30 protein-coding genes and 1 pseudogene are annotated in these 22551 nt (G+C 51.9%); 7 read left to right on the plus strand and 24 right to left on the minus strand.

The features are described 5' to 3' along the window. Nucleotides 1-26: 26 nt before the first annotated feature. The 4 genes and pseudogenes from BUQ91_RS00140 to BUQ91_RS00150 all read left to right on the plus strand — a co-directional run bounded on the left by BUQ91_RS00140 (nucleotide 27) and on the right by BUQ91_RS00150 (nucleotide 2240). Nucleotides 27-389, plus strand: coding sequence for a nuclear transport factor 2 family protein (locus BUQ91_RS00140; RefSeq protein ID WP_072831146.1), 363 nt, complete (start codon nucleotides 27-29; stop codon nucleotides 387-389). Nucleotides 390-867: 478 nt separating this feature from the next. Further along, nucleotides 868-1242, plus strand: a pseudogene (locus BUQ91_RS00145) (class I SAM-dependent methyltransferase); the annotation flags it as partial. Beyond that, nucleotides 1241-1396: a hypothetical protein gene (locus BUQ91_RS15615; RefSeq protein ID WP_170861496.1), complete on the plus strand. Its 156-nt coding sequence runs from the start codon at nucleotides 1241-1243 to the stop codon at nucleotides 1394-1396. The pseudogene BUQ91_RS00145 and the gene BUQ91_RS15615, both read left to right, overlap by 2 nt. Nucleotides 1397-1421: 25 nt before the next feature. Continuing rightward, entirely contained in the window at nucleotides 1422-2240 is an 819-nt protein-coding gene (locus BUQ91_RS00150) for a hypothetical protein (RefSeq protein ID WP_073053485.1), read from the plus strand. Between the two features lie 7 nt (nucleotides 2241-2247). Here BUQ91_RS00150 and BUQ91_RS00155 read toward each other — a convergent pair whose 3' ends face one another. The 4 genes from BUQ91_RS00155 to BUQ91_RS15455 are packed head-to-tail and all read right to left on the minus strand — an operon-like array spanning nucleotide 2248 to nucleotide 7782. Further along, on the minus strand, nucleotides 2248-4914 hold the full coding sequence (locus BUQ91_RS00155) for a phage head morphogenesis protein (RefSeq protein WP_074207694.1): 2667 nt from the start codon (nucleotides 4912-4914) through the stop codon (nucleotides 2248-2250). 3 nt (nucleotides 4915-4917) lie between these two features. Next, nucleotides 4918-6159 (minus strand): anti-CBASS protein Acb1 family protein, encoded by a 1242-nt coding sequence (locus BUQ91_RS00160; RefSeq protein ID WP_074207695.1) that lies wholly within the window; start codon nucleotides 6157-6159, stop codon nucleotides 4918-4920. A 14-nt stretch (nucleotides 6160-6173) separates the two neighbouring features. Continuing rightward, nucleotides 6174-7568: a phage terminase large subunit gene (terL, locus tag BUQ91_RS00165; RefSeq protein ID WP_073321119.1), complete on the minus strand. Its 1395-nt coding sequence runs from the start codon at nucleotides 7566-7568 to the stop codon at nucleotides 6174-6176. Then, nucleotides 7552-7782 (minus strand): hypothetical protein, encoded by a 231-nt coding sequence (locus BUQ91_RS15455; RefSeq protein ID WP_175566577.1) that lies wholly within the window; start codon nucleotides 7780-7782, stop codon nucleotides 7552-7554. The genes terL and BUQ91_RS15455 overlap by 17 nt, the downstream gene beginning before the upstream one ends. Between BUQ91_RS15455 and BUQ91_RS15460 the strand changes: the two genes are divergently transcribed. Together BUQ91_RS15460 and BUQ91_RS00180 are read left to right on the plus strand one after the other, a co-directional pair. Continuing rightward, a complete protein-coding gene (locus BUQ91_RS15460) occupies nucleotides 7781-8056 on the plus strand; it encodes a hypothetical protein (RefSeq protein WP_139299654.1) in 276 nt (91 codons plus the stop codon). The two genes, BUQ91_RS15455 and BUQ91_RS15460, sit on opposite strands and share 2 nt — an antisense overlap. A 192-nt stretch (nucleotides 8057-8248) precedes the next feature. Next, complete coding sequence (locus tag BUQ91_RS00180) at nucleotides 8249-8800, plus strand: hypothetical protein (protein ID WP_073321128.1); 552 nt, start codon at nucleotides 8249-8251, stop codon at nucleotides 8798-8800. On the opposite strand, the gene folE is transcribed toward BUQ91_RS00180, so the two are convergent. The 6 genes from folE to BUQ91_RS00210 are packed head-to-tail and all read right to left on the minus strand — an operon-like array spanning nucleotide 8764 to nucleotide 12123. Continuing rightward, nucleotides 8764-9324, minus strand: coding sequence for a GTP cyclohydrolase I FolE (gene folE / locus BUQ91_RS00185; RefSeq protein WP_170930520.1), 561 nt, complete (start codon nucleotides 9322-9324; stop codon nucleotides 8764-8766). The two genes, BUQ91_RS00180 and folE, sit on opposite strands and share 37 nt — an antisense overlap. After that, nucleotides 9305-9646: a 6-carboxytetrahydropterin synthase QueD gene (queD, locus tag BUQ91_RS00190; RefSeq protein ID WP_074207697.1), complete on the minus strand. Its 342-nt coding sequence runs from the start codon at nucleotides 9644-9646 to the stop codon at nucleotides 9305-9307. Before queD ends, folE begins: the two co-directional genes overlap by 20 nt. 54 nt (nucleotides 9647-9700) lie before the next feature. Further along, nucleotides 9701-10270, minus strand: coding sequence for a 7-carboxy-7-deazaguanine synthase QueE (locus tag BUQ91_RS00195; RefSeq protein WP_073321135.1), 570 nt, complete (start codon nucleotides 10268-10270; stop codon nucleotides 9701-9703). Between the two features lie 2 nt (nucleotides 10271-10272). After that, nucleotides 10273-10932: a 7-cyano-7-deazaguanine synthase QueC gene (gene queC, locus BUQ91_RS00200; RefSeq protein ID WP_074207698.1), complete on the minus strand. Its 660-nt coding sequence runs from the start codon at nucleotides 10930-10932 to the stop codon at nucleotides 10273-10275. Further along, entirely contained in the window at nucleotides 10913-11653 is a 741-nt protein-coding gene (locus BUQ91_RS00205) for a hypothetical protein (RefSeq protein ID WP_139299655.1), read from the minus strand. Before BUQ91_RS00205 ends, queC begins: the two co-directional genes overlap by 20 nt. Further along, complete coding sequence (locus tag BUQ91_RS00210; RefSeq protein WP_073321141.1) at nucleotides 11653-12123, minus strand: ParB N-terminal domain-containing protein; 471 nt, start codon at nucleotides 12121-12123, stop codon at nucleotides 11653-11655. Before BUQ91_RS00210 ends, BUQ91_RS00205 begins: the two co-directional genes overlap by 1 nt. Nucleotides 12124-12276: 153 nt before the next feature. Here BUQ91_RS00210 and BUQ91_RS15620 point away from each other — a divergent pair, with 153 nt between their 5' ends. Continuing rightward, nucleotides 12277-12441: a hypothetical protein gene (locus BUQ91_RS15620; protein WP_158212868.1), complete on the plus strand. Its 165-nt coding sequence runs from the start codon at nucleotides 12277-12279 to the stop codon at nucleotides 12439-12441. Nucleotides 12442-12445: 4 nt separating this feature from the next. Here BUQ91_RS15620 and BUQ91_RS00215 read toward each other — a convergent pair whose 3' ends face one another. The 14 genes from BUQ91_RS00215 to BUQ91_RS00280 all read right to left on the minus strand — a co-directional run bounded on the left by BUQ91_RS00215 (nucleotide 12446) and on the right by BUQ91_RS00280 (nucleotide 22551). Further along, a complete protein-coding gene (locus BUQ91_RS00215; RefSeq protein ID WP_074207700.1) occupies nucleotides 12446-12733 on the minus strand; it encodes a hypothetical protein in 288 nt (95 codons plus the stop codon). 10 nt (nucleotides 12734-12743) lie between these two features. Next, nucleotides 12744-13733 (minus strand): hypothetical protein, encoded by a 990-nt coding sequence (locus BUQ91_RS00220; protein ID WP_074207701.1) that lies wholly within the window; start codon nucleotides 13731-13733, stop codon nucleotides 12744-12746. Between the two features lie 15 nt (nucleotides 13734-13748). Beyond that, a complete protein-coding gene (locus BUQ91_RS00225) occupies nucleotides 13749-14612 on the minus strand; it encodes a hypothetical protein (RefSeq protein WP_074207702.1) in 864 nt (287 codons plus the stop codon). A gap of 8 nt (nucleotides 14613-14620) precedes the next feature. Then, entirely contained in the window at nucleotides 14621-15238 is a 618-nt protein-coding gene (locus BUQ91_RS00230) for a baseplate wedge 1 family protein (RefSeq protein ID WP_074207703.1), read from the minus strand. 9 nt (nucleotides 15239-15247) lie between these two features. Next, nucleotides 15248-16231 (minus strand): hypothetical protein, encoded by a 984-nt coding sequence (locus BUQ91_RS00235; RefSeq protein ID WP_074207704.1) that lies wholly within the window; start codon nucleotides 16229-16231, stop codon nucleotides 15248-15250. 2 nt (nucleotides 16232-16233) lie between these two features. Next, nucleotides 16234-16584 (minus strand): contractile injection system sheath initiator, encoded by a 351-nt coding sequence (locus BUQ91_RS00240; protein ID WP_074207705.1) that lies wholly within the window; start codon nucleotides 16582-16584, stop codon nucleotides 16234-16236. Between the two features lie 75 nt (nucleotides 16585-16659). Continuing rightward, complete coding sequence (locus BUQ91_RS00245) at nucleotides 16660-16968, minus strand: hypothetical protein (RefSeq protein ID WP_074207706.1); 309 nt, start codon at nucleotides 16966-16968, stop codon at nucleotides 16660-16662. A 217-nt stretch (nucleotides 16969-17185) separates the two neighbouring features. Beyond that, complete coding sequence (locus tag BUQ91_RS00250; protein WP_074207707.1) at nucleotides 17186-17872, minus strand: Gp138 family membrane-puncturing spike protein; 687 nt, start codon at nucleotides 17870-17872, stop codon at nucleotides 17186-17188. Further along, entirely contained in the window at nucleotides 17872-18870 is a 999-nt protein-coding gene (locus BUQ91_RS00255; RefSeq protein ID WP_074207708.1) for a hypothetical protein, read from the minus strand. The genes BUQ91_RS00250 and BUQ91_RS00255 overlap by 1 nt, the downstream gene beginning before the upstream one ends. Next, the gene (locus tag BUQ91_RS00260) at nucleotides 18870-19214 is read right to left on the minus strand and encodes a phage baseplate plug family protein (protein ID WP_074207709.1); all 345 of its coding nucleotides are present in this window, start codon (nucleotides 19212-19214) and stop codon (nucleotides 18870-18872) included. The genes BUQ91_RS00255 and BUQ91_RS00260 overlap by 1 nt, the downstream gene beginning before the upstream one ends. Beyond that, nucleotides 19211-19966, minus strand: a complete 756-nt coding sequence (locus BUQ91_RS00265; RefSeq protein ID WP_074207710.1) for a phage baseplate protein — start codon at nucleotides 19964-19966, stop codon at nucleotides 19211-19213. Before BUQ91_RS00265 ends, BUQ91_RS00260 begins: the two co-directional genes overlap by 4 nt. Continuing rightward, nucleotides 19963-21885, minus strand: coding sequence for a hypothetical protein (locus BUQ91_RS00270; protein ID WP_074207711.1), 1923 nt, complete (start codon nucleotides 21883-21885; stop codon nucleotides 19963-19965). Before BUQ91_RS00270 ends, BUQ91_RS00265 begins: the two co-directional genes overlap by 4 nt. Beyond that, a complete protein-coding gene (locus BUQ91_RS00275) occupies nucleotides 21878-22213 on the minus strand; it encodes a hypothetical protein (protein WP_074207712.1) in 336 nt (111 codons plus the stop codon). Before BUQ91_RS00275 ends, BUQ91_RS00270 begins: the two co-directional genes overlap by 8 nt. Then, complete coding sequence (locus BUQ91_RS00280) at nucleotides 22150-22551, minus strand: phage tail assembly chaperone (protein ID WP_074207713.1); 402 nt, start codon at nucleotides 22549-22551, stop codon at nucleotides 22150-22152. The genes BUQ91_RS00275 and BUQ91_RS00280 overlap by 64 nt, the downstream gene beginning before the upstream one ends.

Below are 22551 nucleotides of genomic sequence, written 5' to 3' on the forward strand. Positions count from 1 at the left end.
GCTAACGATATATGGAGGAAATATTTATGTTACGGCCAAAAGAAATAGTATGTAAATGGGTAGATGCCTTTAACAACCATGATGTAGAGGCAATTATGAGCTTGTACCATGATAACGCAACCAATCATCAGGTGACCAATGATCCCGTGATTGGGATAGATGCAATCCGTGAAATGTTTACAGCAGAATTTGCCACTGCCGATATGACTGCCATTGTAGAGAATATCTTTGAAGATGGACAGTGGGCGATTTTAGAATGGAAGGACCCTCTGGGACTGCGGGGATGCGGCTTCTTCCATGTTGTGAATGGTAAAATTCTGTTTCAGAGAGGATATTGGGATAAGCTGTCTTTTCTGAAGCAGCATAATTTGCCTATTGAATCGTTGTGAAAAGGTGAACAGAGCACGAAGTTGAAGGAAGGGCGAAAATGGAGCGAGGAAGAATTATTGTAATTACAGGCCCTCCGGGAACTGGAAAATCGACAGTATGGATGCCATGGAAGGAATATTCTTCTTCGTCGATGCGGGCGGCTTCCTGAAGCCAAACATACAGGTCGTTGCTCTCTGGGTTACAAGGAAGCTCTGAACCACGCCTCTGACGATACAATGCGTACAAGAGAAAAGAGGGAAAGACCGCTGACAGCATTAAAAAAGATGCAATTTTTTCACAGCATACTTTCCGAACCATGTGTGGTGTATGGCACCGCATTTCTCAGCAACACAATATACCAAGTTCGAGGCGGAGAGTCTATTGAAATAAAAAAATCCGAGGAAGAGAATATCTCTCTGCCTCGGATTTTTCGTTTCATCCCTCAATCGGCTGGTGTAGTACCTTCAATTTCAAGATGTCCCTGTGCGGACACGCCCTTCGGTTGTCGCTTTTGATTACAGCAAAAAAATGATAGAATTGGCTAAAAGACGGCAATCACAATATGCAAAACAAATTGAATTTTGTGTGGCGGATGCGACCGATAGAAAAAGTATATTAGAATTAAAAAGAAATCGAGCCTTTACGAAAGCAGTTTCTAATATGGCAATTATGGATATTACGGATATTGAACCACTTCTTATGGCTGTTTATGAACTGTTGCAGGAAAGCGGAATTTTTGTCTTTGCAACGCAACACCCTTGTTTTGTCACGTTGACTGAAAAATATATGACACCGCACAGTTACTATGATATAGCGATTGAAGGGCAACCGAAAGAGCAGATTTATTATCATCGTTCCATACAAGGTATATATGGATAAAGACTTGGAAAAGCTCATGGAAAAATATAACGTTCCATGCAAAGTCAAGAAAGTCAAAAAGCAAACTTTAGACTTGAATCCTCAAGATAAAGTCATTGACTGCGATTATGTTGACCCGGCTGGTTTTCCCCATTGGGACAAAGATTAAATCTTGAATGTCATAAAGGCCCTTTATGCTAAAGAAATTTCTTTCAGTGTATCTCCTTTTATCTGCTTGTCTTTATGCAACGGATTATGAGTGCATAGAGCTTTATGGAGATTATAGAGTTGTAATTGAAGGGACTAAAAATACAGCGAATCAAGTCAGTACAAAACGTTATTCAAGCTATAAATCCTGCAATCGTGATTTGGAAAATTACCTAAATGGTAAAAAGACTCCTATCGCATACGAGTGCATAGAACTTTATGGGGATTACAGAGTCGTGCTCGAAGGAACTAAAAATCCAGCAAATCAAGTTAGCTCAAAACGCTACTCAAGCTATAAATCCTGCAATCGCGATTTGGATAATTACCTAAATGGTAAAAAGACTCCCGTTGAATATGAGTGCATAGAACTTTACGGGGATTTTAGAGTTGTGCTTGCGGGAACTAAAAATCCGGCAAATCAAGTTAGTTCAAAACGTTATTCAAACTATAAATCCTGCAATCGCGATTTGGATAATTACTTAAATGGCAAAAAGACTCCCGTTGAATACGAGTGCATAGAACTTTATGGAGATTTTAGAGTCGTGCTTGCGGGAACTAAAAATCCGGCAAATCAAGTTAGCTCGAAACGCTACTCAAACTATAAATCCTGCAATCGCGATTTGGATAATTACTTAAATGGCAAAAAGACTCCTGTTGCATACGAGTGCATAGAACTTTATGGGGATTACAGAGTCGTGCTCGAAGGAACTAAAAATCCAGCAAATCAAGTTAGCTCATTGCGTTATACCAGCTATGGGTCTTGCAATAAAGCCTTGAATGAATACTTGTCTAAGCAAAGACAATAATCTGCAACTAGAGCTTCTCCAGCTTGCCGTTTTTTATGTAAAAAACCTCTGTTCCGATGGATTTCCACTTTTGGGCGAAGCCTAGATACTTGGACTTCGCCTTTTCTGTTAGGTCGTAAGGGAACGTCAGCGACTCCACGCAATCGACCGTCACATCGCCGTGAAATTGCAGTTCAAGATAGCTGCTGATGTTGTCGCTGCGGAATTTCGTCATGTCGTTCGTCTGCGTTCCCTTCACTGGCAGCTTGCTTTCATACATGTCGTCGTAGGAAACCGCTTTCGGGTCGGTGACGAGACTGGGCTGGTATCTTTCGCTTAGGCTGTCGCCAGCCGTCCATGTGCAGGTCACTTTGTCCTTCTTGAAACGTACCGCGACATTTCCGTATTGGGTGGCGCGGTTGTGCGTCGTCGCCTCACGTAGCTTGTCATGGTCGAGAAGGTTGCCGTACTTTTCGTACTGCGAGATATTGAGCTGGTTCGCCTTTTCCGTTGAACCCAGGTCAAAGAGCTTGTGTGCTGCGGATAGTCTCAAATGGCTCTGCTTGATTGAACCGTCCGCGTTTAGCGACGGGCCGCTATACCCGCCGGAGCTTCCTGTCTCGAAGGTGTTTTTGAAATGGCTGTTGAAAACCTTTTCAAGCAGGTCGTCTTCTATGTGCATCCCCAAGTCGTGCTTCTGGAACAGCTCGCGCATCGTCGCCTCGATTTCTGCGGCGTGTTTCTTTGTCGCCGAGCCGTAGTAATGTCCCTTCTTATATTTCTCGATGGCTGTATCAAGGTGTCCGAGCGTGGGAGGCAACTTGTCGCCCTTGAGGGCGCGAAGGTCGTCGATGCTGATGTTTGTCGAGAACGGGACGCTTGAGCCGGACTTGATGCCAGCCTTGATTTTCTTGAGGCGTTCGAGTCCTTCCTTGTATTCGATTTCCTTCCTTCTCGTTTCCGCTTTCTTGAGCAGTTCCTTGATTTCCGTTTTCGCGGCGTTGTCGCCCTTGGCGATAAGCGCGTCCATTTCGGTCGTGAGCTTCTTGAGGACTGCGGACTTGGGGTGGTTCTTGAGGAATATCTTGATGGAGTCCACGCGGCCAAGTTCCGTTTCCCAGTCGATGAGGCGTTCCACTTCGGCGAGAGCTTTCTTGTAAGCATCCTGTGCCACCTTCCAGCTTGCATACTTCTTGTGTTTTTCAACCCAGTCGATTTCAAATTCCAGGTCGTGCTTTTTGCCAGCGAGCGAGCTGCCCATGCCGTCGAGCTTCTTTCTTACGGATTCGTTGACGGTGATGGCGGTTGAATAGTCGAAGTCCCTTGCCGCCTGGAACGGGTCTGCAAGGTACGTGCAGCCCTTCAATGTGTCCAGACTCGTTTCGAGCTTTCGGGAGAGCTTTTTCATGTCGCTGTACGCCTGTTTGCCGCCCTTCTGCAAGGCTTTTTCCAGTTCGCCCATTTCGGGTAGGCCCTTGATGCCGTTCGCGTCCTGCAAAAGCCTGTGCGCTGTCTGTCGCGTATCGAGCCTTTCCTGCAATTCCTTGCGAATTGCTGCGATTTCCTGCGAAGTCCTGCGGGAATGTCGCTGTTCGGCGGCTTCCTTGAGCCTGCGCCTTGACTTGCGTTCGTCCCAGCGTTTCTGAATGTCCGCGATTTCCTCGGCGCTTCGGACATGGCGCTTTTCTGCCGCCTGTTCCAGCCTTTGACGGCTCAAAAGCTGCATTTGCTCGTTTTTGAGCTGTTGCAGCTGTTTTTCCTGCTCGGCGATAGATTGTTCCACCTTGTGAAGGTTTTCGCCCGTAGAAGCCTCTGTACGCTGTTCTGCGCCCTTTTCCTGTTCGGGACGTTCCTTGACCTCGTATTTTCCGTCGATTTCGGGGTCCCAGGCGACCATGGAGCAGCGGCACTGAAAATCCTCGCCCGGATTTCCGTGGAACATCGAGGCGGTTCTTTCCTTTTCGACCAGTCCGTCGGGCGTTTCCTCGTAATAGACATTCGGATTGTCCAGGCTACAGATGAGACCGTTCAGATGTGTGTGCGTTTCCCTGTCGCGACCATCCAAGGTCGTGAGCCATACATAGTAGCGGATGCCCAGCTGCTTGTACGTCGAAATGCTCGCGGCGGAATTGAGCTTGGCGGTCTCGGTTCTCGCGATGAGTTCTGCACGGTGTTTCGTTTCGGCGGGGAGCTTGGCACGGATGGCCGCTTCCAGTTCCCTCTTGTTCCAGCCCTTCATCTTCGCCTCGGTGGCGATGCGGGAAATGTCCGCCTTGGCGTCGCTCTCCGCACTGATGCAGAGTTGCTGGAAGTTCTTCTTCCAGGCTTCGAAAATCTCGTCTTTCGCTGGTGGCGGGAAATAGGGCTGTCCGACGGTCATTTTGGCGTACTCGCTGAAATTCCAGCCGTTCTTGACGCCGACTGCATCGGCAAGCGAGGAAACCTTCTTGACAAATTCGGGGGGCAGCTCCGCAGCGGCTTTCGTCAGGTCGTCAATGTCGTCCGTGAAGCCCCGGAGTGCAAGCTGGATATTTTCTTCCAGGGCGCGGAGAAATTCTTCCCGCGTTGCGCGTTCAAGGTCCGCCTCGATGGCGCTGGGATAGAACTGGTGCGCGTTGAACACGGGCCTGCGTCCGCGTTTCTTCTGTCCGAGCCGTTCCACGTTCTTGACGAAATTTACGAAGCTGCCAGCCATGTTCTAGTCCTTTACGGAAATGTCCCAGGAATGTCCGTTCTTGAAGATTCCCTCGCGGATGCTCTGCTCGTCTATCGCTCCCATCTGATAGTAGATGTTGAGCATTTCCGCCTGCATCTTCATCGCTTCGAGTTTTTCTTTTACGGACATTGTGGTAACGGCGCCCCATTCAAATTCCGAACAGACGATGCCGCAGTTCCTTTCAGAAAGGTCGGCAATGAGAGAACAGGCGGGGCGGTAGATGTAGCGGGAACGCCAGCTTTCCACAAGTTCCGCGTATGCCTTGGAGTCGCCCTCGTTCGTCTGGGCGAGTCCAGTCGCGCTTTGGCCGAAAAGGATGCTCACGGGGATTCTCGAATCTGCGCAGACGAGGTTCATCGCCTTTTGGAGAACTTCGGGCAGTCCCGAAAAGTTGTGGCTTAGGATTTGAAATTTGTCGTTCGCGCCGGAGAATACGCCACGGAATGAACTCATGGAAACCTTTACGAGGCTTATGAGCTGCTGTGCGTCCTGTATTCCGCAGTCGGGCTTTGAAAGCATTTCGTTGAAGCCCTCAAGCGAGAAAAGCATCACTCCCGTTTCCGTCGCCATGTTGACGATGGACGCGATGACGTTCGCGAGGTTCTTCAAGCTCTGTTCGCACGCTTTCAGCGCAGGCATACCGAAGAACCTTTCCCTTATGGGTGTTCCCTGGAGAATGTCGGGGACAATTTTTCCGTGAATGACCGTGCAGCGCGACGGGTGTATTTCGATGCGCTTGTTATCAAGAAGGACGACTCGGTAAACCTTGGGCGTGTCGCCTTGGAAATCCGTGGGCTGGAACTCCACCTTGCCAGCGCTGTAAACCCGGTATTGCGAAATCTTGCGATTTGAAGGTGCCGGGCGCTTGAGTTGTTCGATGTCGTACTCGTTTTCGTATTCCGAGACAATCAGGGCGCCTCCCGTGAGACGCTGGTATTCGCCAGCGAGCTGTAGCGCCTCGAAAAGCCCGACGGCGGAAGCCTCCTTGAATACCTTGCCCGAACTGTCGCCAGTGATGGTGACGGGTTCCTTGAAAGCCGTTTCGGGGACGCACTCGACAATTCGTGCGGCGATGCCGTCCTGCACCTTTATACGCGCAAGTTCGACAATATCCGTTCCCGCATAGGGATTGACGAAAGTGTTTTCCGTCTTGTCGGTGTCCCTGCGGCCCATTCCCGTTACGAAATTGCCGTAGGCGCCGTCCCTTATCTTTGCAGTTTCCATGATTCATTCTCCTTTTAGATGAAGCTGATAAGGCCCGTCCCCATACCAGTTGCCAAGTAGTTGAGAGCCTGCGTGGTGGAATCCACGCGGTCATCGTGCGGAGCGCTTGGAAAAGAAACCAGTTCGTCGATGTAGTCGCGAACCCAGGGATGTTCTGCATCCTGCTTGGGTATATAGACGTTTCCCGCCTCGAACAGCGGGCTTACCGCAAAGGCTCGCGCTTCCTTTGAACCTTGCGGCGTGAAGGGAACGATGCCGCTAATCTTGTTGCGCAACGCGCTTATGATTGCGGGGCCGTTCGCCTTGTCTTCAATGATTTTTCGGATTGCCTTGGGGTGCTTCTCGCTCATGCGCTGGAAAGCCCGGATGCTCGAAACAAAGTCCATCTTGGCACATACGCAGTCAATGAGGTAGAAACGCGCCCCGACCTTTCCCCAGACTGTTCCCGCTACGTTGTCGCTGGATGCGCTGTCCGTGAAGGTGAAGTCCCAGCTTTGTATAATCTTGTCGAAAACCTTGGGCAAGATTTCGTACTGTTGCAGCCATTCGCGCTTGATGATGCTTCCGCCGACTGGTGCGGGGTGCTGCTGGTAGAGTGCGTTCCAGTCGTAGCTTCCCACGTTGATGCGGATTTTTTCGAGCATTTCAAGCGGGTATCTTTCCGGGTGCAGCGCCTCGCCAATTTTGCGGTGTGGTTCGTCCTTCTCGGCAATCGCTGGATAGTTTATGACCGTCCACTGGTCGCCATCGCCCTGTTTCATTGCGTTGAGCAGGCGCCCCGCAAGGTCGTCTTCATGCCAGCGCGTAAGCGTGACGAGTACGCCTCCGCCCGGAGAAAGTCGCGTGTATGCGGTGGATGTGTACCAGTCCCAAATCCTGTCACGTATGGTGATGCTGTTCGCTTCCTGTCTGTCTTTCAGCGGGTCGTCGATGCCGAGGATTTCGCAGCCCATACCCGTGATACTTCCGCCGATACCCGTGCTTCTGAAACTGCCTTTCCTGTTGGGGATTTCGATTAGGTTTGTCGAGCGCGTGTACTTGCTTCCTCGCGGCGGCAAGGTCGTTCGCGGAAATATGCGGTGGTATTCGTTGCTTTCCATGATGCGCTGCACGTCCTTGTTTACGCGCCTGGAAAGTCCGTCGCTATAGCTGCACGCCATGAAGGAGATGTCGGGATTTACGCCGAAGCACCACGCCGGAAAATGCTTGCTTACAAGTTGGCTCTTGCCATGTCGCGGCGGCATGGTGAGAATGAGACGGGGACTCTTGCGTTCCATTACGTCGGTGTAGAAACGCATGAGGCGTGCGCAGATTTCACGGTGGACCCACCCGATGCTGTAATTCGGCATCGTCGCCTTTACAAAGGCAAGAAGGTTTGTCCTTGCAAGCTGTTCAATCTGTGGTGTCATTCTCGTAAATGCCAAGTTCCCGCGCCTGCCTCTTTATCTCGCTCAATTCGTCGGGCGTGGGGATTTCTCCGTTTGTGTCGATGTTTACTGCGTCGGGGTTGTCAACCATCCTGTCGAGCATCTTGCGCTTTGCGCGTGTCAGCTTGGAATCTTCCGTTTCCTCCGCTATGTCGAACACGAAACGCGCCGCCTTGATGTTGCCGGAAAGAGCCATGCCACTCATAACTGAAATGATTGCAGCGCGAAGCTCGATGGGCTTCTCCACCTGGATTCCGATGCTTCGGAGCGATTCCTTCAAGCGTCCTTCGGACAGACGAAACTTTGTCCCGAGAACATTTCTCGCGACTTCCCGCGCCTCCTTCGCTTTCAGCTTGCTCCTTGAAGACGCCAAGCCTCCGAGCTTGCCGATGGCCCTCATGTCCTGGGAATCTGCCATACATCAGTCGTTCCTCAACTCCTTCCACCAGCGCAGAAAATCGGGCCAGTAAACGGTCATGCGTCCGCGCTTGCAGCTTCTTCTCACGGGCATACCGCGGGTATGCACCCAGTCATAGACAGTGAAGTGGTTGAAGCCGATTTTGTCGGCCACCTCCTTTATCGTGAAGTAGCCCGGTTTAGGCGTGATTAGGTCTTTGTTTAAGATTTTGTTCCCCATACAAAGTTTTTCCTATGTTGTGGATATGGCTATCACGGATTTCGAGGGATTGAGAAAAAGGTTTGACGCTCTAAAGAAGCTGAACGAAAAGACCATTCTATCGGGCTGGATAGATGGAAACGGGACTGCACGGAAAGCGAAGGAAAATCTCGATTACAGAAAAAAGACGGGAAAGCTGACTCCCGCATTGAGGGAACCCGCTTCCAATTCGTTGATAGCGAGAACGCTGAATTACGGCCGTAAGGAAGGGACGACGCTTGAGGGCGTCCACTACCCGGAAATTCCGGCAAGGCCCTTCCTGCGTTTTGCCATGGAACGGTTTCGCGCCATCATGCCGAAACTTGAACGCAAGTATCTCCCGCAGATAATCAACGGCGAAATGACCGTCCAGACGATGTGCGAGGAACTGGGGATGCGCTTGAAGGACTGCATCACGCTCGCGATGCGCGACAGCGAAAAGTACGAGCCGCTGCGCGATGCTACCGTGCAGGCGAGAATCAGGCAAGGACGGCCCAGTGCTACTCCGCTTATCGACACGCATCAGCTTATAGACTCCGTGACATTTGAGGTCAAGTGAGTTTTGAAGGCGCCGCTTGAGAAAAGCGTACGCGTGACCATGTTGCAGTTCTTTGCGCCCCTTGCCGTGACGCAGGCGTGTTTCGCCTCGATGCGAACTTCTACGTCCTTGCTTCCAGTCGCGAGCATAATTACCTCGGCAATGTCGCTGCCGATTTTCTCCTGGAGCTGCAAACGCTTTCCCACCATTTCGGAAATCCTCGCGAACTTGGAGAGTCCGAGAACTTTCCCGTGCGGGATATAGCGGATTGAAACCTTCATGTCGTACATGAGGGCAAGATGGTGTTCGCAGTGGCTGAAAATCGTTATGTCGTCAACGGAAACGATTTGACCGTCCGCATCCTGCTTGAAACACTTGCCGAACTTCTTCGCGAGCTGTGCGTTCGTGTAGTTCTGGCCTTCGAACATTTCGGCGTAGTATTTCGCGACACGGCGCGGCGTGTCCCTTAAACCTTCGCGGTCGGGGTTGTCGTTCAGCGCCTCAAGAAGCTGCCGTACAAGCTGTTCAATCTTCTTCGTCTTTATCATATTGCGCCAGGTTCCCCTCGCTTTCCTGAATAACGACCTTGTGGCAGAACGGCACCTGGTCGCAAATCCATTTCGCCATGTTTTCGGCTGTCGGGTTAAAATCCACCACGTCGTTGATGTAGGCGTGGTCGAGCTTTTCCATGATTATCTTCTTGATGTGCGTGAAGTCGATAACCATTCCGTCATTGTCGAGAGTCTTGCTCTTGCAGAAAATGGTCACAAGCCAGTTATGGCCGTGAAGGTTGCTGCACTTGCTCGGATAAGGGAGTTCCAGACGGTGCGCTCCCGAAATTTCCAGTCTCTTGCATACTCGATACATTGCTTTCTCCTATGGGAATGGGCAGGAAGAAACCCGCCCTTGAAACGAAACAGGCTACTCGATACCGATGAACTTGTGCCATTGAAGCGAGAGAAGCCAGCTGGGATTTTCCTGCACCAGCTTTATGCAGTGATAGAGGTTTTCCTTGACGAGGTTGTCCCCGTCGAAGCATGGGCTAAGGCACATGCGTTTCGCTGTCTTACACGGAGTAGGCAGCGGGTCGCCAGCCTTTATGACGAAACGTAGTTCGTCGATATTGTCCGGCTCGATGCGCGAAGTCTTGGGACTACAGACGATGTAGTCGATGCCCTGCGGAACCTTGTGCGTTCCGTTTGTCTCGATGGACTTGTACCAGCCATCAAAAGCCTTTATGAGTTCGTCGTCCAGCTGCAAGGTGGGTTCACCTCCGCAGAAGGAAACGCTCCTGCAATTTCCCGCGATGGAAAGACAGGTCTGAATAATCTGTTCGGCGGTCATTTCGTCGAAGGGTTCATGGTTTGTGTCGCAGAAGGGACACTTCATGTTGCATCCGCTGAAACGCACGAATACCTGCGGCGTTCCCACGCGCTTTCCTTCGCCCTGGATGCTAAAGAATATCTTGTTTATTCTGTAGATTTTCTGCATGGCTATTTGCCTCCCTGTGCCAAGGCGCGTTCACGCTGCTTGCAGCTGTCGCACTTGCCACAATGTGTCGAGCCGTTCTTGTAGCAGCTCCATGTGTTCCGTTCGTAGTCTATTCCCAGCTTGCGGCCAATCTTGACGATTTCTGCTTTGCTTACTGTCGAGAACGGGGCGTGAATCCTTACCTTGAAATTCGGGGACGTACCGACGTTTGCAGCTTTCTCGAACGACTTGATGAATGCGAGTGTGTCGTCGTAATACTGGCCGCTTGCAAGCCCGTTGAAGCCACCGTAAATGTCGTTTATGCCGTTGACCTCCGCGAACATGACCGCGTAGGAAAGCAGGATGCCGTTTCTGAACTCCACATAGCTTGTGGGAGTCGCGGAATCAATCTGCTCGAAGCTGCGGTTTTCGCTTATCCTGGACTTGGAAATGAGAGAACACTTGCTTCCCGTAAATCCGAGGTCGATGGAAACGATTTTGTAGGGCTGTTTCAGCCGCTTCGCGTTGGATGCCGCCACCGCGATTTCCTTGTGCAGACTCTGCTTGTAGTCGAAGATAAGGCAGAAAACCTTCTTGCCCTGCTTCGTCAGCTGTTCCAGAACAGTCGTGCTGTCGATGCCGCCCGAAAGCAGCAGGATTGCATCACATCTTGATTTTTGCATATTGCATTGCCTTGAACCATTGTTGTTTGTTATGGAAGCCAAGAGTTTTCTTGTTCTTCTTGAATTTCTTGGGGAGCGAGACGACCTTCATTACGCCATCCTGGAACACGAAACACGTCCCGTATCTTTCGCCGAGGCTCCATGTGCTTGAGTCGCTGCTGTAGAAATGGAACTTGCGCAGAAGCCCCCAGTTCGTGCATCCGAGTGCGTGAACCTTGGAGCCGTTTTCTGCTGCCGTGTCGAGGAAGTAGTGAAGCGGTTTCCAGTCGTTCGCCTTGAGCCATTTGCTCGATGCTGTAAATCCGCTAAGCGAGAGCGCGACATAGGGGTAGTTCTTCACCATGTCAAGCCATCCTTCCTTCTTGCGGCCTAGATGCCAAACGGGGATGCTTTGCTTTCCCGTTGCGCGTTCTATGCGGGTTCGGATTTGCTTGACCTTGTCTATGCCGACAATTTCGTCAATGTCCATTTCGATGAAATGGTCGATGTGTGCGCCCTTTATCCATTCGATGTAGCTGTCGATATAGCTGTCGTCAATTTTCTTGCCGCTTGCCATCGCCGTGAAGGCGCCGCTGTCCGCGATGAAGTGGTTGAACTCGCGAACATCGTTTCCCATCAACGAGCTTTTATATTCAAAGGACGTAAGGATATTGAGTTCCTTCTTCGGGAACTTTGTGTAGAAATCTCCTACGAGTCCATCTGTCGCCATGTGTAGAAGCATTATTTCTCGAAGGTCTTTCCGCAGTGGGGGCAGGTGATGGTCTTGGGTTTCTTCTGTGGATTTTCTTCGTCCGTCAGGAAACTGTCGAAATCCACGTTTTCGTTCGGCAAGAACCCGAACTGTTCCAGGTCAAAGGCAGCTTCTCCGAGGAACGAAAGTTCCTCGTTGAGCTTCTGAAAATCCCAGCCGCTAAATTCCGAGACTTTGTTGTCTGCGAGGCGGAATGCCTTAATTTGATTCGGGGTCAGGTCGTCAGCGACGATGCAGGGGACTTTTTGAAGTTCCAGCTTCTGCGCGGCGAGATAGCGTGTGTGTCCCGCGACGATTACGTTTTCCCTGTCGATGATGATGGGAACCTTGAAACCGAACTCGGAAATGCTCGCGGCCACCTTGTCAACTGCCGCCTCGTTGTTGCGCGGGTTATTCTCGTATGGCTTCAAAAGCCCGATTTCGACTTCCCGAATTTCCATAAAATTGAATCCTATGCAAAAGAATTGAATAGAATTTAATACATTTTTGAATAAAATGCAATAAATTTTGCATACAATTCAATTTTTCTTTGATTGTACCTTTACAAAATCGGCAAATAAACCTATCTTGATTAGGTAAAACGGGAGAATCCTATGCCAGCAAGGTGTCCGCATTGCGGAAAAATTCTTACGGACGCGGAAGTGCGTTCAATCCATTCGCAGATGATTGGGAGCCGTCCCAAGCCCACCAGCGCCGAGAACGGCAAGAAGGGCGGAAGGCCCAAGGGTGCGAAAAACAAGCCCAAGGAAAAAGAATAAGAAGCTATTTCTGCGCTTCCATCTTTCCCCTGATAAACGAAACATCGCTCTTTATGTCGGAAAGAGTCCCCTTGAGGATTTCCGATTCCCGTTCCACTTTTGATGTTCGCTGCTCGATAAGCTCAATGCGCGTTTCCATCTTGGCCATGGAAACGGCGTTCCTTTCCGAACCTTCGTTTACTTCGCTGTGGCTCTTGACGTAGGCTGTAGTCGCCGAAGCAAGCGCGATGAGCGCAAGGATGAGGGGCTTCAACATTTCGCGCCATTTGGCGCTGTCCTTTCTAGTTGTCATGCCATTCTACCTAATTCAAGGAAGTCCACACGGGGTAATTGTTCGAGTCCTTACCCCTGTAGATAAACTGTTTGCTGTTTCCGGGCTCAATCGATGCGATATGATGCGACCGCGTTGTATCGCTTGCCTGATAGACGATGATAGGGTGGTTTACGGGTGTTCCGCCTCCGTACTTGCCTGTATTGGTGACAAGTACGACTTCGCCGACTTCATGGCTGGTTGAGTTTAGCGTGAAATCATCGTTTCCTTCGTAGCCGTATGTTCCAGGGCAAACGGCAGTATAGTATTCAGACGGTATGCCGGATGTGCAGTGGCTTTCGCAGTTTGTCATGGAACGATACTGTCCCTGGCTCGCATCCCCGTCAGACTGTTCCAGCGGCGTGAAATTGAGAATAAGCTGGTCTGTGGAGAGCTTCTTTATAGTTGCCTGTCCGCTTATGGACAAGACCTGGGCGGAGATATACTGCGTCGTAAGCGCAATCATCGTAATCTTCGTCGTTCCGCCCGGTCCCTTGATTTCGAGGCCACTTGGCCCAAGCTCCGATGTATAGAGATTGTGCGTTGCGGTGCTTCCACTTTTGGCGATAAATTTTCCGCTAGAGGTAATATCTCCATCAAGATTGATGGAATGGTCTATCACAAGCTCGTTCGTGGAAGCATTGACGGAAAGTGTGACTGTATGATTGGAGTTCCTAAGCGTGAGCGAATAGGCGGAAAGAAAGGTCGTTGTCACCGCCTGTTTCCCTATTTCTGTAGAGCCACCCATGCCGGAAACAGTCACGCCGGAGGGAGTAATGGTTGTAGTGTCGGGGTGGTTTCCTATGCCGACGACGGTGATGTTCTTGAAAACGCTTTGCAGAAAGTCGCGCAGCTTTTCAAGTGTCAGTTTCCTATCCCTGTCGGAGTTCAGACCCTGTATGATGTAGAGAAGGTCGTTGAGGGTGAGATTGTCCGCATCTTCAAGCAGCGGCACCGTGGTAATGTTTTCTTCCAGTTCCATGAAACGCTCCTTGAATTAGACAGTGCTTGCGCCGAACGAGACGAAAGGAATCTTGCTCGCTGTGTTGAAAATGCCGTTCAGCGGGTCAACGAAATAAATCTTGTTGCCGACTGTCGTTTCCAGGTTCTGACGCAGCGTGTAGTCATACTGGTAGTTGTAATTGGTTCTGTCCTTGGCGGCAAGCTGGACTCCTACAGACCAAACTTGAACGATGTAGCGCGTGTTCCGCTTTATCGTCAAGGCGCCCTGCCTCATTTCAATCATGTCGAAAGTGCAGAGCTCCGTCGAGCTGTCGAAATCGACGCCGTAGTGACGCAGCCCCGTGTGTCCGAGCAGGTTTCCTTCCGTGTCGAAAACGCCGATGCAGAGGCAGGCGTTATTCGAAGCAAGCGTTCCTGCAAGCGCGATGGTGCATTTTGAAATGGAACCCTGGGCGTCCGATATTCTCATGCTCTGGTATATCTTGGCGTTGCAGTAGTCGAAAGTTTCGCCCTCAACGTCGCCCCAGACAAGTTCTTCTACGCCCTGCTTGAGCTGGTATGAACCGTAGTTGCTCGTTTCGCTGTCTATGTCCGATTCCGGCAGCGTCGCAAGTTTCGGGTCGCTTTCTCCCGTCAGGTTCACGCCTATTCGTAGAGTGCCGTTTAGGGGCGTGAGCGTGATTGCGTCACCATCGGGAACTAGAACATTGGCGAGAAAACCCGCCTCGTCGCCCTGCTGGACGCAGACCTTGTGGTCGCTTGCTCCGACTCCTTCCAGTTCACTCAAGGCAACCTTGTAGGTATGGCCAAGGATGCTTACTGCAAAGTACCCGCCCTGTTTGAGGGCTTCGAACGTGCTTGTGTCCAGCTCTAGGATGGTGGTATTTTCTTCTGCCATGGATTCTCCTATAAGACGATGCACTTGCCGTCTTCGGTCATTATCCGTTGCCCAGTTTCTGTCGTGAGGTAGTTGTTCTCGATTACGCTTTCCTCAAGCGCGACTGTCACAATCTTCTTTTGCGGATGCTGCACCGTCGCGAGGAATCTGTTTGAACCAGCCAGTTTCAATCCAGCAGCGGGGAGTGCGAGAACGCCAGCAGGCGCCAGCATTTGTAGCACTCGGCGTCGTAGTTGCCTACCACGCGGCGTATAGACGAAAAAGATGGCGGGACATTCGTCAAGGAAATGCGGGTTCGGGTCGCCCGAAAGGTCACGGGCGTTTTCGATGATGTTGTTCGGCGTCCCTGCGGAGTTCTTCTTGAAGGAAATCTTGAGACGCGCCTTGTACATTTCGTCCGTCTCGCCGGGTTGTCGCGGAATGTTGCGGAACTTTCCGATAAGGTCGAGCCATTCACCTTCCGCCTCGTCGATGTTCGCGAAGTTGGAAAGCCTGAACGCACTATCCTCCAAATCCTGAAAGCTGGAAAAGACCTTCCTCAAGAGCGAGAGAAGGTTTGTAGAGTCCCTGTACTGCGTGATTACAAGGTGCTGGATATGCTGCCATAAGTCCGTGATGTGCTGCATGGCGGTTTCCTAGCTTACAAGCGTGACCGTGATGTTTTCTGCCGTGATGGAAACAATCTTGTCTTCGTCTATGGGGATGCGTTCGTCTGTCCAGTGGCGCGGATTGTCCACGCTTGCGACCGTGACCGTGATGGACTCGATGCCCGGAACATCGTTGTAGATGGGGGCGCTGATTCTTTGCGGTATCAAGTCCTTTCCCGAAGTGTATTCCTTCTTGGCCCATTCGCAGACGACATTCTTTATGACCTGTTCATAGTCTGATGGCAGGGTTTCTTCGTCATAGACAGTAAAGTCAATGCGAACGAGGTAGGAAACGCCCTGGATGAAGCTGAACTGGACCTGTTGCAGGAAGCCGCTTACATCGCGTGCCTCGCCGCTGTTGTTTCCGTAGCTCTGTATGCCTGCGGGCTTGCAGTTCCAAATCTTTTGCGCAATAAAGTTCTGGACGGTGTGGGCGCGTGTGCTGTCGTCGAGAATTGCTTGCCAGTCCTTATCGGACGTGTCAATATCCTCGGTGCTGAAAGTGACTGGGACGAATACCACGAAAGAATGGGCGGGGATTCCGCCGACAGTCTCGTTCTTCGTGTTTTCCTTGAAGGTGATGCCGTCCGTGATGTTCTCCTTCAAGTAAGTCGTCATTCCGTCGGGAGTCGCCAACCCGTCGAAGGTCGCCGTCTCTATGCGCTGTCTTAGAGATTCGTCCGTCTCTCCCTCGTTTCGTGCAAGCCCCGCGATAGAGGCGAGCATATCCAGGAAAGTCCCCGTCGCCGTCGAAACGTCGATGTTCGCGCCGACAGTCTGAATCACCTGCGCAAGCTCCGTGTACATGTATGCAAGCAGGTCAACGAACATCCCGTCAGGAGAGGACGGCTCAAGGTTTATGGACGCACCAAACACTTCCGTAAAGCTGGTGGCAATGGCTTGACGGATTTCGCGGTAGCTCTTGATGGAGATACCCGATATAGAGTCCACAATGACTGCGTTTATCGCCATCGCTAGAAATCCCCGTTGATGGTGCTGCCGTCAACGCTCTGGACGCTGAATTTTCCCGTGAGGTTTCTTCCGTCTGTCGCGAGGTCAATCGCAATTACGGATTTTACGCCCTTGACAGCCTCGATTTTCTCTCGGATGATGCGCTGGGCTACATCAAGGTGCGAAATGGGTAAACCGGCTATCTTTTCAAGCCATGGAACGCCATGTTCGATGTTGGTGAACGCTTCCCCTTCTTCCGTCTTTAACAGGCAGAGAACAGCCTGCCGCACCTTTTTGGCGATGTTGCCGATACGGCAGATGTGGTCGCCATCAAGGAAAATGTCGTGGGAATTGTCAAGGGCCATTTCATTCATCAGCCCGTAAACTAGATACGAAAAAGGCGTTGCAGCTTGCAACGCCTAATTATCACAAAAGACACCTAAAAAGTATTAACGCATCTCGTCGTCAACCCATTCAATCTCTTGCTCTATTTCGGGAAGTTTCTTTCCTTCGAAGATTGGTTGTTCGAGAAATTCCCTAGCACATTCGTGCAAAGAGTCCTTGTATGTTTTCCAAAGATAGCCGTCCTTCTCATCGTTTGCAGGACCTTTTACAATGAAACAACACATAAAGTACTTATTAGGTTCTTCGGATTCATGCCAACCTTCGACAAAGTAAATTCTACCCTTGTACTTGAGGTACATTTCTTCGCCGTAATCAAGATTGTCGAGAAATTCGGTGTAATTACCATTTATCATATTTGGGTACTCCTACAAAGTATTTTGAATACTTTTCATAAATTTCTTTTGTCATTGGCGATGCGTAGTCACGGTTAAAATTAGGTTTAAATCGGTGTATATGAAGAACTGGTTTTCTGCTTGGGTCTATGTTTGGCTCAATATGGTATGCAATATCTAATAGAGCTTCAAAAAGTTAATTTTCGGCCAAAATAAGTGTAAAATTTTTGATACAAAACTATGGGCTTGGAGGCGTATAAACGCTCGGCGGCGTGGGTGAGCCTGTTCCTGCGGTAAGGTGCGTATGGCCCAGGAACGAAAGTGTAGGTGTGGCAAAATCCGAACCTTTGACCTTGCCGCTGGCTTCGATTTCCCCATCGCTTGCGATGTTTCCCGCGCTTGAAATGTCCCCGTCCACGTCCAGCTTGCCCGTAATCTTGACATTCTCGGCGTCCAGAGTCACTTCGCTCGCCTTGACTGTCACATTTCCTTCGCGGTCTATGCTTATGACTGTTGCCGCACTTTCCTGGACGCGCCTGAACGGAATCGCGAGAAGGTTGAGCAGGTCGTTTCCCGAAAAGCTCACGGGGTCGTAAGCGGCTTCGTCCCATTTCTCCTTTTTCCAGTTGCGAATGTCCCTGCTTGAGCTGATGCAGAGAACGGTGTCGCCCTGGTCGAGTTCATATTCAATGTGGACGGTCTTTGTTCCAGCCCATAGCACGGGAACATTCTTGATTACCATGAGCTTTCCGTCCTTCATGTTCGGCTCCATTTGCATATTTCGCAGGCAGTTCCTCACGCTGGGACGTACATTGACTGTCCCGTCGTCGTTGACGCTCTCGATGGCGGCGGGAAAGGCCGTCTCGAAATCTTCCATCTTGTTGTCGAAGAAACTGTCCAGCAGTTTCGCGATGCTGTTGGCCATTACCAGTTCACCTCCCTTGCGTCACATTCGACGGTGAAGTCGCTGCCCATGTTTGAGCCTCTGAAAGTACATTCCGTGATGATGAAGTCGCCCTTTATCGCCATCGAACCTACGCTGTCGTAGGAGTCGCCCTTGCTTGAGTCCATGCGCACGAATACGTTCGGCGCATACTTGGGCGATATAAGCGCAGTAAAATGGATTTTGCGCGTGCGGTCTATTTCCTTGCTTGGCTTCTTCTGTTGGCTGGGTTCGTCCGCCTCGTTCTGCGAGAAAAGATAATAGGACGGGTCGTCCGCGAAGTTGACCTTGTTCAGGCTCTCGTCGCGTATTTCTTTTGCCTGGAGCAATCCGCTTTTGAAGTCCAGCGTGATTTCCTCCACCTCGATGCTCTTTTCGTCGCTGTTCACCACAATCATTTCGTTATTGTCGAAATAGAGGTGCAGCCCGAACTTGGGAATAAGTATGTTGTCGCGGAAAGAACAGACCGCCTGCTTGAACGTGCCGGAAATGCAGAACTCCGTCCCGATGGGCTGGGAAAGCTCCTTCTGGTTTCCCGCGCGTAATGCCGTTCCCGCATAGTCGCAAAGCTCCTGCAAGCATTTCTTGACGGTGGCGGAGCTGTCGAACTGGATTGCACAATTCAGCCTTGCAAGCTGGTAGAATGTCCCACGCGCCGAGACGCAGGTAATGACAAGTTCCACGTCGCTGCCGACGCGCCTGGGGACGGCCATGCCGATTTGCCCGACGAATATGTTGCCGACGGTTTCATCCTCGTAGCCAGCCTGGAGCAGTACGCTGTTTCCCTCGCTCATGATGAAGTTTATCGCTTCCGGGGAGGGGTTGTAGATGGTGATGGTCGCCTCGTTGTCGTACCACTCGATTGAGCGCGTCACCTCGAACTCTATGTCGAACTGGGAAAAGTCCTTCGAGTTTTGCGAGGTCAGATTTCCGACGGCGAACTTGCCGACATACAGGTGGATAACGCGTCCGAAAGCCATCAGAGCATCCCCGCCTCTATGAATACGTTTACGTCGTCCTTCGTCAGGTAATGGAGTATATACGCTTTCCCCAGGTTGTCGTGGTTCAGCGGCTCCGCGCAGGTCTTTTCGCGCTTGAAGATTGCAAGCTCGCCGTTTTCGAGTACGTTGTTGTGGGAACGCAGCAGTCGCGAATTGGGAACGAGCCTGATGCCGCAACGCTTGCCGTTGACCGTCTCGAAGTCGCCGTACCAGAAGCCGTCTCGCCAGTTCCACAAGAGACGGATATTGAGCATCGTCCCTTCGATATTCACCTTTTCAACAAGATATGAACAGTTGTTCGTATTCACGGGAATCTTAATCACTGGTAGTCCCTCCCGAGCGATTCGTCCATCTTCGCCGCCGCTTCCTGTGCAGTCTCGCTCGCGTCGCCCGACACGTTGCCAGCGTTCGCCTTCCTTGACATGGCCTGCTCTGCGGCTGTATTCTGTTGTGGCGGCTGCGGCGCGTCCCATTCGCCCGTGATGTTGTCGCTCGCGAAGGTGGCTGTGCGTATCTCGCGCAAGGTCATGGAGAACTTGATTGCCTCGCCGTCCTCTGCGCCCCTGTCCGCCTTGAGGTTCTCAATGACCATTTCCTCATAGACTTCCAGGCTGGTAATGACGCGAACCTTCTTGCGGCTCTTGGCGCATTTCGTCAGCACCTCCCACCTGGAAAGCGCCGTGTTCGTGATGGCGGGGGCGTTGTCGATTTCAACGCGGTTTTCTCGCCACGACTTGCCCGTAAGTTCTCCGTTGTCGTCAACGAATCCGGCGGATGCATTCAGCGGGTGGTTCGTGAACATTCCCGTAATCTTGACCGTGCGGAGCCGCTGCTGTACATGGTCGCTGATGGTGGACCCGTTTTCCACGGCATGGTCTGTAATGTCGAAATCCAGTTCGTGGCTTTCGTCGATGAGCAGGTCGAAGGGGATGTTCGTATAGATGTAGTTGCCGTCCCCGTCCTTCGTGGCAAGGCCAAATTCCTCGTTGCGCATGAACAGCGAGGCGGGAATGGCGCGTGGCGGGTGGCTGTAGCGTGAATACGCCTGTTGGGCGATGTTGAGTATTCCAATCATAGCGCAAGGGCCTTTACGCCCTCGGCGCGTGTCTTGAAGGTCAGCTGGGACTGGAGAAGCGTTCTCAGGTTCTCCTTTATGAGCTTGGCCATCATGTCGGAATCCGTGGTGATGTTGTTCGTGTAGTCGATGTTGGTGATGTTGGTGTCGCCCTTGGCGCTCTTTGCAGCGGCCTGCATTGCTTTCTGTATCTCCGCTTCCATATCGACGGGAGTGAAGTTCACTTCGGGAGCCGTGCCGTTTCCGTAGCCGTCGGCGCCAAGGTCTGCGCCCTTCATCATGTAGGCGTCGTTGAGCTGCTTCTGCGCGTACTTCTTCGCAGCATCCTTGTTCTCGTCGTAATACCGGGCGACATTGTACTTGCGTTGCAGCTCGTGTGCGGCAAGCGGTATTCCGAGCGTCGCGAAGTCGATGGGCTTTCCCTCGCTGTCGATGAAGTCGCCCTTCTCGTTGACGGACATTCTCTGCAATCCGTCCATCTCGACGGGCTGCGTTCCGAGAGCCTGAAAGTCGCGGCGGTATGTGCGCAGAAGGTCGGCGAAGTAGGTGCCGCTTTCCACCTGCTTCTTTACCTCGGAGGCCCCCTCGATTGCGTTCTGCCGTTCATGTTCCTTCCACGCCTGTTTTATGGCGTTTCCCAGCTTGAAAATCTGTTGCAGTCCCCAGATGGTGGCGGTAAACAGTCCCGCCTTGAGAAGGTTCTGCCAGTTCTTTCCGAGACCACCAAGGGCGCCCCCGAAGGCCATCGAGCCTTTCGTCGCTGCGTCGAGCATCGGGACGGCGTACTTTAGCGCACCGGCAAAGGCCATAGTCTTTATGGGCGCGACGGAAAACAGCTGTAGAAGCGACGCAAGCCCGTCCGCAAAGGCCGAAATCGTGCCTATGTTCTCCGATAGGGTCTTGACAAGCGACTTGAGCACGGACGCGAATCCCTCGAACAGCTTCCTGATGGAAGGGATGTTCGCCTTTACCTCGCGGGCGAGTTCCGCGAACACGGGCAGAAGCTCGCGCCCGATTTCCTCCTTCACGTCGCCGATTTCGTTCTGTAGCTGTGCAATCTTTCCTGCGTCGGTGTTCGCCATTTCCCTGGCGAAACCCTTGACGCTCGCGAGTGTCTTTTCCAGCGCCTCCACCTGCATCGTCTCGGTGACGGTTCCGCCCTTCTGCTTGAACTTCTGCAATTCCTTGATGGCGGTGGTGTCGAAACCCTGCTGTTCGAGCGTCATGGTGCCGCGCCCACTCAATGCGGACATGAGCGTCATTGTGTAGCTCTTGAGCTGGTCTGCTCCCACTTCCGCGCCGTTGGTCGTTCTGGCCGTGTAGTCAGCGACAAGCTGCATCATGCGCTTGTTATTGTCCACGTCCTTAATCTTGTTCGACCATACGGAAGCGGCATTGAGAAGCGCCTCGTCGCCGTACATGGAGTTCTTTTGCAGGTTCGCAGCGAATCGCTGCAATTCGCCAAATCTCGCATCCGTGCCGTTGCGCTGCATCTGGAACTTGAGCGCACGCTCGGCCCTGTCCTGCACCTTGAAAAGCTCGACTGTCTGCTTGCCGAACCCGACCATCTTGGAAAGGCCCTGAAACCCGGCGTAGGCGGCGACCGCTGCCGAAATTGTGCCCTTGAGCTTGGAAAAGGCGCCGTCAAGTGCGTCCGTCTGCTTCTTGGCCTCCCTGGATGCGCTCGAAATCTTCTGCGTTTCCTTGGCGGCGCTGGAAGCCTCCTTGCCGATGTTGGCGGTCTCTTTTGCGACCTCGTTGGCGCTGGATGCGGCTTTGGTGAGGCTCTCGTCTATTTCCCTGTTCGCCGTTTCGCCAGCCCTGCCGAGAGCAGCCTGGAAACGGTCAAGGGACGCGGATAGTTCCGTGTCCTCGACCTCGAACCGAACTTTCTGTACGAACTCGTTCTCGTCATTCATTCTTGTTCTTTTCCTTCTGCTTGTAGTACTGGCCCCATGCGCTCCTGTAGTCGTTCTCCATGTCGATGTAGGCGGCAAAGCTCATCATGCGCTCGAAAGTCCAGTTTTTCTCTATGTCGGAAAGCGGAACACGCGCCGTCTTGACGATTCGCCAGACGAGCGCGTAGTCGGCGGCGCCTCCCTTGAGCGTACCTATCTTTCCGAGGGCCTTAATGTCCTTCGCGTCCGCGTCGCTGAACGCATTGACGATTGGGTTGGAGCTGTTCAGGCTCCATTCTGCTCCGTCGCCGGAGCCGTCACGAAAGGGCTTAGCTTTTCCAGTTTCCACACCTGGAGCATGACCGCGTACATCTGCGAACGCTTCTGTTCGAAATGCGCGGCGATTGCGTCGAAGCTGTCGAGCGTGACGAACTTCTGCCCCTTGGTGACGACGGTGACTGCGGAAAGCGTCGTTTCCAGCAGCCACTTGAAATCGGGCGTGGAAAGCTCGGAGAGCGTATTGGCGAGAAGCGCGAAAGCCTCCACGTCGTCGTTTATGTCGAGACCCTGGCGAGCCATCTTGCCGATAAGCCCGAGAACTTTACGGTCGAGGTCTATGGCGTCGAAGCCCGTATGGGGAAGAAGCTGGTATTCGTCGGAGGCTACCTTGAAGTTTATCGCTTCCAT

This window comes from Fibrobacter sp. UWB11 (genome assembly GCF_900143015.1).
Lineage (GTDB): Bacteria > Fibrobacterota > Fibrobacteria > Fibrobacterales > Fibrobacteraceae > Fibrobacter.